This window comes from Nitrospiria bacterium, from assembly GCA_035517655.1.
Classification (GTDB): Bacteria; Nitrospirota; Nitrospiria; order JACQBZ01; family JACQBZ01; genus JACQBZ01.
On the sequence record DATIYJ010000020.1, the window covers coordinates 1 to 9018 of the forward strand.

A 9018-nucleotide genomic window follows, 5' to 3' on the forward strand; every position below is an offset into this window, starting at 1 on the left:
CATCCACGACTCATCGAAAAAGCGATTGACAACTTCTTCTCCCCTCTGTTATTTTAACCCCCCGTGCCGAGATAGCTCAGTCGGTAGAGCAGAGGCCTGAAAAGCCTTGTGTCGGCAGTTCGATTCTGCCTCTCGGCACCATGTATTTCCACTCCTGACAGCCATCGGTCAATCGCGGGCCTTGCCGCGGCTCATCTTATTATCGGTTCCGTTGAAGAACCCTGTCTGAAAACCCCGTGAAATTAGAGTAAACCACCGCGCCCTGCCGACTTGACCGGGTTCGTTTAGCCGCTATACTTGAATAGAGAATTTATCCTTGATTCAAACACCGCAAACGCGGTCTGTCACAAACCCGATTTCCAGCATTGTCTGAACCGAGATCATCGAGAACGACGGTCAACTTCCCGTTCAGGTGACAAGGGATAAATGATTACGCAGGTATTTGATCTCTCGAACTATACCTTCAGCGTTTATGCCATCCCAACATTCCTGACCACAGCCGCGATCTTCCTTCTGGGGATTGTCGTCCTAACCCGCGAACGAGGCGGCCGGGTGGGATGGCTGTTTTTCGTTTTTACTTTGTCGATCAGTGTATGGCTTCTTTCCTTTTCATGGATGTACTGTGCCAGCGGAGAACATGTGGCCCTTTGGTGGGCAAAGACCGCGTATCTGGGAGTGGCCTTCATCCCTTCGGCCGTCTACCATTTCAGCCTGGCTGTGCTTCGAATCGACCAGGATCACAGGAAATCAGAGCGGTTCTGTTGGGCATTGTCCGGTCTGTTTTGCGCAACCATCCTAAATACGGATGCGTTGATCACCGGCCTGTACCACTATTGGTGGGGCTATTATCCAAAGTACGGGTGGCTTGGCATTCCGTTCATTACATATTTCTTTTGGATGATGATCGTGGTATTCCGGAATTTCTGGATGGAATATCGAAAGGCCGTTCCGGGAACGACCCACAAGTTTAGGGTTCGAGCCTTGATGATCGCGTTTTCAATCGCCTACCTGGGATCGTTTGATTATCTGGCCAAATACGGGATTCCCGTCTACCCTTTCGGTTATGTTCCGATCTTCGTTTTTCTGCTGGTATCCGCACGAACGATCTGGCAATACAATTTGGCGGATCTCTCTCCCGCGTTTGCAGCCAACCAGATTTTGGAAACGATGCAGGGAGCCGTCCTGGTGGCGGACCTTGATGGAATGATCCGCGTGGTCAATCGCGCCGTCTGTTCGATGCTGGGACGTCGAGCGTCGGAACTTCTCGGCACCTCGGTTTCAAACCTGGTCAAATCGTCTTTTGAGAACGGTGCGAGCGATCGCGGCCTCATCGACGCCGTCCCCGTCCGTGATCGCGTGATGGTTTGGCACACGAAGGAAGGACGACCGGTGGATGTGAGCGTTGCCGCTTCCGTGGTGCTCGATCAAAACGGTGAAACGGTCGGTATCGTATACGTCGCCCTGGATATCACGGAACGCAAACGGGCGGAAGAAGCCCTGGCTCTATTGGTTAAGGTAACCGAAGCGGCAAGCGAATCGGCGGATATTCCCCTGATGATATCACGTTGTTTGGAAACCATCTGCAAGCTCAAAGGGTGGCGGGTGGGTCAGGCATGGTTCATGAACGAGCAGGAAAACGTTCTGGTCTGCGTGCCCCAGTCCTTTTATTCCGAACTGGATATAACGAAATTCAGACAAGCGAGTATGGAAATGAAATTTAAAAAAGGCTCCGGACTTCCAGGACGTGCATGGGAATTCGGCCGGCCCATTTGGATTGTCGATGTGACCCAAGAGGAGGACTTCCGTCGGGCGTCTCCGGCGCTTCAGATCGGGCTCAAAACGGCCTTTGCCTTCCCCATTAAAACCGGGCAAAAGTTGTTTGCCATATTCGAGTTCCTTGCGTCGGAGATACGAAATCCGGACCCGTATTTTCTGGATGCCGTCGAAAAACTGGGCTCCCATCTCGGCATTGTTTTTGAGCGCCGGAGGGTGCAAGAAGCCCTCGCCGAACAAGCGATTCGGGATCCCCTCACGGGCATGTATAACCGTCGTTATTTCAACAGCCGGATTCAGGAAGAGATTCTCAAAGCGGATCAAAACGACTACTCTCTAGCCATTTTATTGTGCGATGTCGATGATTTTAAAACCATCAACGATACTCATGGCCATCATATCGGCGACGCCGTATTGAAACGAGCAGCCCATTGTATCCAGAAGGCCACACGTGGGACGGATCTGGTGGTTCGTTGGGGAGGCGATGAGATTGTGGTCGTATTGTTGGACACCCCTCGCCAAGGAGTCCTGATTACTGCGGACCGCATTCGGAGAGAAATACGCGGGCTCAGCACCGAGGTTCCTCTCAACCTTGACCTGAGTATCGGGGTCGCCCTCTATCCTGAACATGGGACCGGTGTGGATGAGTTAATCCGTCTGGCGGATCGGGCTTTATATATTGCAAAAAGAGGGGGAGATAAAGTCCATATCGGAGAAGAGGAATATCATTTGGACGAACATACCATCAAGGTAGTGTTTCAGCCCATTATGGATGTCAGATCCAACGAGATTGTAGGGCATGAAGCGTTGAGTCGTGACGCGCAGGAAAAGATCGGCATCCTTGAACTGTTTAAAAGATACCAGGCCATCGGGCGGCTGAACGACCTGAAATGCATCTGTTTCAGGTCGCAACTCAAGACCGCTCAAGAGGCAGGGTTAAGAAGAGTATTCATCAATGTGGATTTCGACCTGATCCGTCACCTTGAAAATGTCCCGAAACCTTCCAACTTGGAGGTGGTTTTGGAAATTTCAGAGTTCGAAGCCCTCCATGATATTGAGAACCATTTGAAAATCGTCAAGGCATGGCGGGCGCAGGGCTTTAAATTCGCCATGGACGATTTCGGGGCTGGTTTTATTTCATTGCCTTTCATCGCCCTTGTTAAACCGAACTATATTAAAATGGATCGGTCGATGATCCTGCAGGCGGTGTCATCCAAAAAATTCCGGGAGTTTTCAAAAGGGCTCGTTTCCGCCTTAAAGAATTACGTGACGGAGGGGATCATTGCCGAAGGGATCGAGACCCTGGATGAACTTCATGTCGTTGAAGAAATGGGGGTATCCCTTGTTCAGGGTTTTCTCCTGGGTCACCCGCAGAAGATGGATAGTGTCCAAAGGTCTATCTGATGTCCTTTCCGAAGATTCAATAGAACATTTATCATGGATGATGGGAAATGAGCGTTAAAAAGCCCGTCATGGACCGTATGGGTCTCCGGGGTGTCCAGGCAGCCCGCAGCGCCATTTGCGCCTGCGGCGTGGAAGGAATGGGACTGACCTACCGGGGCTACAATATTATTGAACTGGCAACCCGGTCCTGTTTCGAGGAAGTCGCTTATCTGCTGCTCAAAGGCGAACTCCCCACATCCGCACAGTTGAACGGTTATAAAGAAAAGCTGATGGAACTTCGCGGCCTTCCGCCGACGCTCAAGGAGGTTCTTGAGCGCGTTCCGGGCTCGGCTTCGCCGATGGATGTTCTGCGGACCGGCTGTTCCATGCTCGGGGTGTTGGAACCGGAGACCGGCTTCGGCCGGCAACAGGAGATCGCCGACCGACTGGTGGCCGCACTTCCGGGCATGCTCGCCTACTGGTATCATTTTACCCGTAAGCGAAAGCGGATCGACACCTTCTCCGATGAAAGCGGTCATGCGAGCCATCTGCTTCGCCTTCTCGTCGGCGAGGTTCCTCGGCCGAACCACGCAAGGGCTCTCGACGTATCGATGATCCTGTACGCCGAACATGAATTGAACGCCTCGACCTTTGCGGCGCGGGTCTGCGCGTCGACTCTATCCGATTTCTATTCCGCCGTCACCGCCGGCATCGGCAGCTTGCGCGGTCCGCTTCATGGGGGGGCCAACGAAGCCGCGATGGAACTGATTTCCCGATTTAAAAATCCGACGGAGGCGAGGGCCGGTATTCGGGCGTTATTGGGACGCAAAGAGAAAGTGATGGGATTCGGTCACGCAGTCTACCGAACCTCGGATCCACGAAATGCCGCGATCAAGGAATGGTCCAGGAAACTCTCGGAGGAATCCGGCGATCGAACACTCTACGATGTATCCGAGACGATCGAGAAAACGATGTGGGAGGAGAAACGGTTATTCCCCAACCTGGATTTTTACTCGGCGTCTGTTTATCATCTTATCGGCATACCGACGGAGTTGTACACTCCGTTCTTCGTCTGCTCGCGTATCACGGGTTGGGCCGCCCACATCATGGAACAACGCGCGGACAATCGTTTGATTCGTCCCCATGCCGAGTATAACGGCCCTCCGGAGCGTCCTTATCTGCCGATTGGACTGCGCATCTGAGCGGTGGAACGGCGGTTTAATTAGCCGGTGGGTTCTTCATCGGCGCGAGCGGATTCCCGGGCCTTTTGGTCAGCCTGATCGAGCCATTTGCGTATACGGTTGGCATCGCCGTATTTGGTCAACTCACCCCATGAATTCAGCAGAACCACGATCACAGGACGGTCGGCGATCTCAACCCGCATGACCAGACAATGGCCGGCCTCCGCAATGTACCCCGTTTTACTGAGATCAATGGTCCATTGTCCGGTCCGGACCAGACGATTGGTGTTCACAAACCGGATCTTCCAACCGGACCTCAAGTCCGTTACATAATCCGTGCGGATGGTCGAAAGCTCGCGAATTAACGGGTAGCGATAGGCCGCTTCCACTAAGATGGATAGGTCCGCCGCCGTGGACAGGTTCCCGTAGTGCAGGCCGGCCGGATCCCGGAACACGGTATCCTGCATGCCGAGCTGCCGGGCCTTCCCGTTCATGGCGTCAACGATGGCTTCCATGCCCCCGGGGTAGGTGCGACCCAGCGCAGCGGCCGCCCGGTTTTCCGAAGCGGCCAGGGCCATCTCAAGCAGATCGCGGCGGGTCAGCTTTGTCCCAAAGCTGAGTTTGGAGCCCGAACCGCGCAACCGGTCTCGGTCCGCCTTGGTGATCGTGATGATTTCTTCTCCGGGGAGGTTGGCGTCAAGAACAACCATGGCGGTCATCAATTTAGTGAGCGAAGCGATCGGTCTTTGGGTGTTCTCGTTCTTTTCGAACAACACACGGCCTTGACGGCCGTCAGTGATGAGGGCCACGTCCGACCGAAGGTACAGCTTTTTGGGATTCAGATGGGGGATGAGAGAATCTTCGACGGTCTGTTGCAGGGTATAAGCGGCCGGCGTCGGTTTCGCATGGCTTGCATCGGAGCAACCGATGGTAAGCTGAACACCGAACAAGAGGATCGTCGATTGCAGGATCAGGAAATTTATTTTAGCGCCGATGGCTTTACCCCCCTGTAAAGGTTCGCTGCCCTTACCCGACCAATTACAGGATAGCCATTTTTCCTTTATCCGTCAAGGACAAAAGGGACGCGGTAGCGGGAAATAAAGCGATTTTACAGGTGTTTACAGGTTGTTTATCCCACTCGCGACAAAATTGTTGAACTTTCATAGTGACAGGGTGGGTCGCGAGAAGGTATTCTATACTATTAAGATCCTCTTGGGAGTCCAATGACCGTGATAAGACCATTCCGACTATGGCAGGCGATCACGATGGCGGGGATTATTCTTACGGCCGTTTGGACGACGACCCGCGCCGAGGATGCGCCGAAGCATGTTCCCAAGGACGCCCCGGCCGGTTTGGAGAAGGCCACTTTTGCGGGCGGATGCTTTTGGTGCATGCAGCCGCCGTTCGACAAACTCGACGGCGTCGTCTCGACCGCCGCGGGATATACCGGAGGGCATACCGTGAATCCTACGTATGAAGAGGTGTCTTCCGGGGGCACCGGCCATGCCGAAGCCGTGGAGGTTCTCTATGATCCGAAGAAAATCGGTTACGATAAACTGCTTGAGGTCTTTTGGCACAACGTCGATCCGACCGCGACCGATCACCAGTTCTGCGATTACGGCGACCAGTACCGCTCCGAGATCTTCTACCACACTACAGAGCAGAAACGGCTGGCCGAGCTGTCCAAGGCGGCGCTGGAGCGTTCCAAACCCTTCCAAGATCCGATCGTGACGAAAATCACACCGGCCTCGACCTTTTACCCGGCCGAGGACTACCATCAGGAATTTTACAAGAAAAGCCCGATCCGCTACAAATTTTATCGGTATAATTGCGGCCGCGATGCGCGGCTCAATCAGCTGTGGGTATGGGGCGGCCTTAAATGACCCGTCATTTATTAACGACCGAATTACAAGGGGCGGGACATCAAGTTCTTCTTATAGCGGGATTCCATGTATTTTGAAGTGGACGAGAACCCCAATTGTCCGAATTCGGTCTCGATGCGTTTCAAAGAGGTGGGGCCGGTCAAGAGGGTCAAACAGCTCCGGGTGAGCGATCGGAAAAGCGAGGGCGAACTGTGCTGGGTCACCGGCTGGTCCGACGATTCAAACCAGCCCCTCTGTCCGGCCTATGCTCAGCCGGTGGAGGAATCCGGACAGGGTCTGGCCTATCTCATCTATGGCGGGAACTGGGGCCTTAGGCTGAAACCGGTAGATCTGAATGAAGACTGGGACCTTTCAAGCCCCAATCAATGGGGCGAAGCCTTCCTGCTGATTGCCAGTCCCCGAAGCATCGTTTATGCCGAAGAGACGGAAAACCGGTAGCGGGAACAACGATCCGGCTCTTCCTTAAGTTTACAATCCCGACTGTGTCGCAGTGGCCTTGTTAACCAGTTGATTGACACCCGCGGGTGTAATGAGATCCCCGCTGAGACTGCTGACGTCCTGAGTGAAGGCCGTCAGTAACTGGCCGGCGGCGACTCTGTTTCCCTGGTCCACCAGCGCGTCAATCGTCTGAAGAGTGCTGATCAAATCCTGGGCCACCGTTGCATTCAAAATATCCTGGGACTGCACAAGTTGGTTGACGGAAGCGATGAGATCGTCGATCGGGGCATATCCCTGCGCCAGCGAAGGCCCGATGCTCCAAAGCAGAAACACCAGAAGACCGCCGCCCAAGCGAACCGTAAATGGTCTTAAAATCTTATTCATCTATCTTCCTCCTCTCCTTCCTCTAAACGGACCCTGCTGTCGCCCAATATGGGTTTTCCGATCGCCTAGCCGCCGGTCGGCTGTAGTGTAACGGTATCGGCGATATTCTGGTCGCCCGATTGGACGTATCCAATATCGACGGTATCATCGGGCTGAAGATCTCCGAGGGTCTTTTTATCCGTTCCGGAGGTGATTACGGTTGTTTCCGTCACGGTGAACCGCATGCGGTTTCCCGACTGGGAATCTTTCGCGACGACTTGATGGGCCGCCAAATCCACTTTAATCACCTGCCCGGAAAAGTCGATATCGGTGCTCTGCGCCATGGCACTGAACGCGGCCATCAAGAAAATCACAGGGCTGATCAGAAAAAGCGCCGCGATTCTGAACGATCGACACCCATTTTTCATGGTTTACCCCTTTCTGTTTTGTTCTTCAAATCGAGCGGGTCCCTCATCTGGATCCTGCTTCGAGTCCCGCTCGAAGAAAATAGCGACGTTAAACGGCTCCACCGTCTCAGTGGCCATATTCCAGCACGCGGTTGTTTCCAAAATCCGCCACCCAAAGGTCGCCTGAACTATCTATGGCCGGACCGCTGGGAAGACAGAGGCTGCCGGCGCTCAACCCGCCTTTATTGCATTGAACTCCTGTGAAACTTGCCTGTCCGAAGACCCGATCCGCCGTGGTATCGGTGGTTAACGGCGTGTTGTATTCGAGCACCCGGTTGTTGGAGCGGTCGGCCACATAAAGATTCCCTGCGTCATCAACCACAACGCCCCAGGGATTATACAGCGTCTTGGCGCTCACACCGCCCGAATTGGCAATGCCGTTGGTAAAGTTGACCTGTCCGAAGACCCTGTCCGCGGTGCTATCCGACGTCAACGGTGTGTTGTACTCCAGCACGCGATTGTTTCCAAAATCCGCCGCGTACAAGTTGCCCGACCTATCCAGGGCCACCGAGTAAGGTGAATTTAAACCGCCGGCACCGGTGCCTGGGGCGATCGCCGTGAAATTGGTTTGGCCAAAGACCCGATCCGCCACGGTATCCGTCGTCAGCGGCGTGTTATATTCCAAAACCCGGTTGTTGGCCATATCGGCCACGTACACATTACCCGCCGCATCGACCGCGACTCCCGTCGGTACGCAGAGGCTGCTTGCGCTGGCCACTGCATTGTTCGGATTGCTGCAGCCCCCGGAAGTCAAATCGGTCTGTCCGATGACTTGGTCGGCTATCGTATCGGTTGTGAACGGGGTAAAGTAGATCAGGACTCGGGAATTACCTCGGTCCGCGACATAAAGGTTGCCCGCGCTATCCACGGCAATCTCCATCGGAACACACAACGTCCCGGCCCCGGGGCCGACCCCGCCATAGTTGCAAATCCCGCTGGAAAGAGTGGGCTGTCCGATCACCAAGTCCGCCGGCGCTCCGTTCGCCAAGGACGTTTCATTGGCCCATCCCAATATGCGGTTGTTGCTATAGTCGGATACGTAGACCCGGTTCGGGGTCACGCTTCGATCAATCGCCACGGCATAAGCGAGATTGCAGCCCACATTGTTAACCGTGGATTGACCCGCGTTGACTGAATTACTGGTAAAGTTGGTTTGACAGAGAACCAGATCCGCAAGGGTATCTGCAGGAGGTGCGGGCAAATTAAAGTTCGCCGTGCAGCTCTTGTCCGCGGTCATCACAACCGACCCGGTGGCGCATTCCGCCGCATTCGGCCCGGTCCAACCGGTAAACGTCGAGCCGGCATTGGCCGTCGCCGAGACCGTGACGATCTGGCCGTAAATGTACGTTCCCGCACCGCTGACCGTTCCGGACCCGGACCCGGCCGTGGTCAAGGTCAGGGTGAAGGTAATGAGTGAGAAGTTCGCCGTGCAGCTCTTGTTCGCGGTCATCACAACCGACCCGGTGGCGCATTCCGCCGCATTCGGCCCGGTCCAACCGGTGAAAGTCGAACCGGTATTCGCCGTCGCCG

8 protein-coding genes and 1 tRNA gene are annotated in these 9018 nt (G+C 54.6%); 5 read left to right on the plus strand and 4 right to left on the minus strand.

The window, feature by feature from the left end:
• The first annotated feature begins 65 nt into the window (after positions 1-65).
• The 3 genes from VLY20_04270 to prpC all read left to right on the plus strand — a co-directional run bounded on the left by VLY20_04270 (position 66) and on the right by prpC (position 4358).
• Positions 66-141, plus strand: a tRNA-Phe gene (locus VLY20_04270).
• A 285-nt stretch (positions 142-426) separates the two neighbouring features.
• Complete coding sequence (locus tag VLY20_04275) at positions 427-3177, plus strand: diguanylate cyclase (GenBank protein ID HUK55854.1); 2751 nt, start codon at positions 427-429, stop codon at positions 3175-3177.
• A gap of 47 nt (positions 3178-3224) precedes the next feature.
• Positions 3225-4358 (plus strand): 2-methylcitrate synthase, encoded by a 1134-nt coding sequence (gene prpC, locus VLY20_04280; GenBank protein ID HUK55855.1) that lies wholly within the window; start codon positions 3225-3227, stop codon positions 4356-4358.
• A gap of 20 nt (positions 4359-4378) precedes the next feature.
• Here the strand turns inward: prpC and VLY20_04285 are convergent, their stop codons facing one another.
• Positions 4379-5287 carry a serine hydrolase gene (locus VLY20_04285; protein ID HUK55856.1) on the minus strand — a complete coding sequence of 303 codons (909 nt, stop codon included), beginning with the start codon at positions 5285-5287 and terminating at the stop codon, positions 4379-4381.
• Positions 5288-5602: 315 nt separating this feature from the next.
• Between VLY20_04285 and msrA the strand changes: the two genes are divergently transcribed.
• Together msrA and VLY20_04295 are read left to right on the plus strand one after the other, a co-directional pair.
• Entirely contained in the window at positions 5603-6220 is a 618-nt protein-coding gene (msrA, locus tag VLY20_04290; GenBank protein ID HUK55857.1) for a peptide-methionine (S)-S-oxide reductase MsrA, read from the plus strand.
• Between the two features lie 66 nt (positions 6221-6286).
• The gene (locus tag VLY20_04295; GenBank protein HUK55858.1) at positions 6287-6658 is read left to right on the plus strand and encodes a hypothetical protein; all 372 of its coding nucleotides are present in this window, start codon (positions 6287-6289) and stop codon (positions 6656-6658) included.
• A gap of 30 nt (positions 6659-6688) precedes the next feature.
• On the opposite strand, the gene VLY20_04300 is transcribed toward VLY20_04295, so the two are convergent.
• The 3 genes from VLY20_04300 to VLY20_04310 all read right to left on the minus strand — a co-directional run.
• Positions 6689-7042 carry a hypothetical protein gene (locus tag VLY20_04300; protein HUK55859.1) on the minus strand — a complete coding sequence of 118 codons (354 nt, stop codon included), beginning with the start codon at positions 7040-7042 and terminating at the stop codon, positions 6689-6691.
• A gap of 65 nt (positions 7043-7107) precedes the next feature.
• Positions 7108-7449: a hypothetical protein gene (locus VLY20_04305; GenBank protein ID HUK55860.1), complete on the minus strand. Its 342-nt coding sequence runs from the start codon at positions 7447-7449 to the stop codon at positions 7108-7110.
• Positions 7450-7555: 106 nt separating this feature from the next.
• On the minus strand, positions 7556-9018 hold a 1463-nt coding region (locus VLY20_04310), incomplete at its 5' end, for a hypothetical protein (GenBank protein ID HUK55861.1).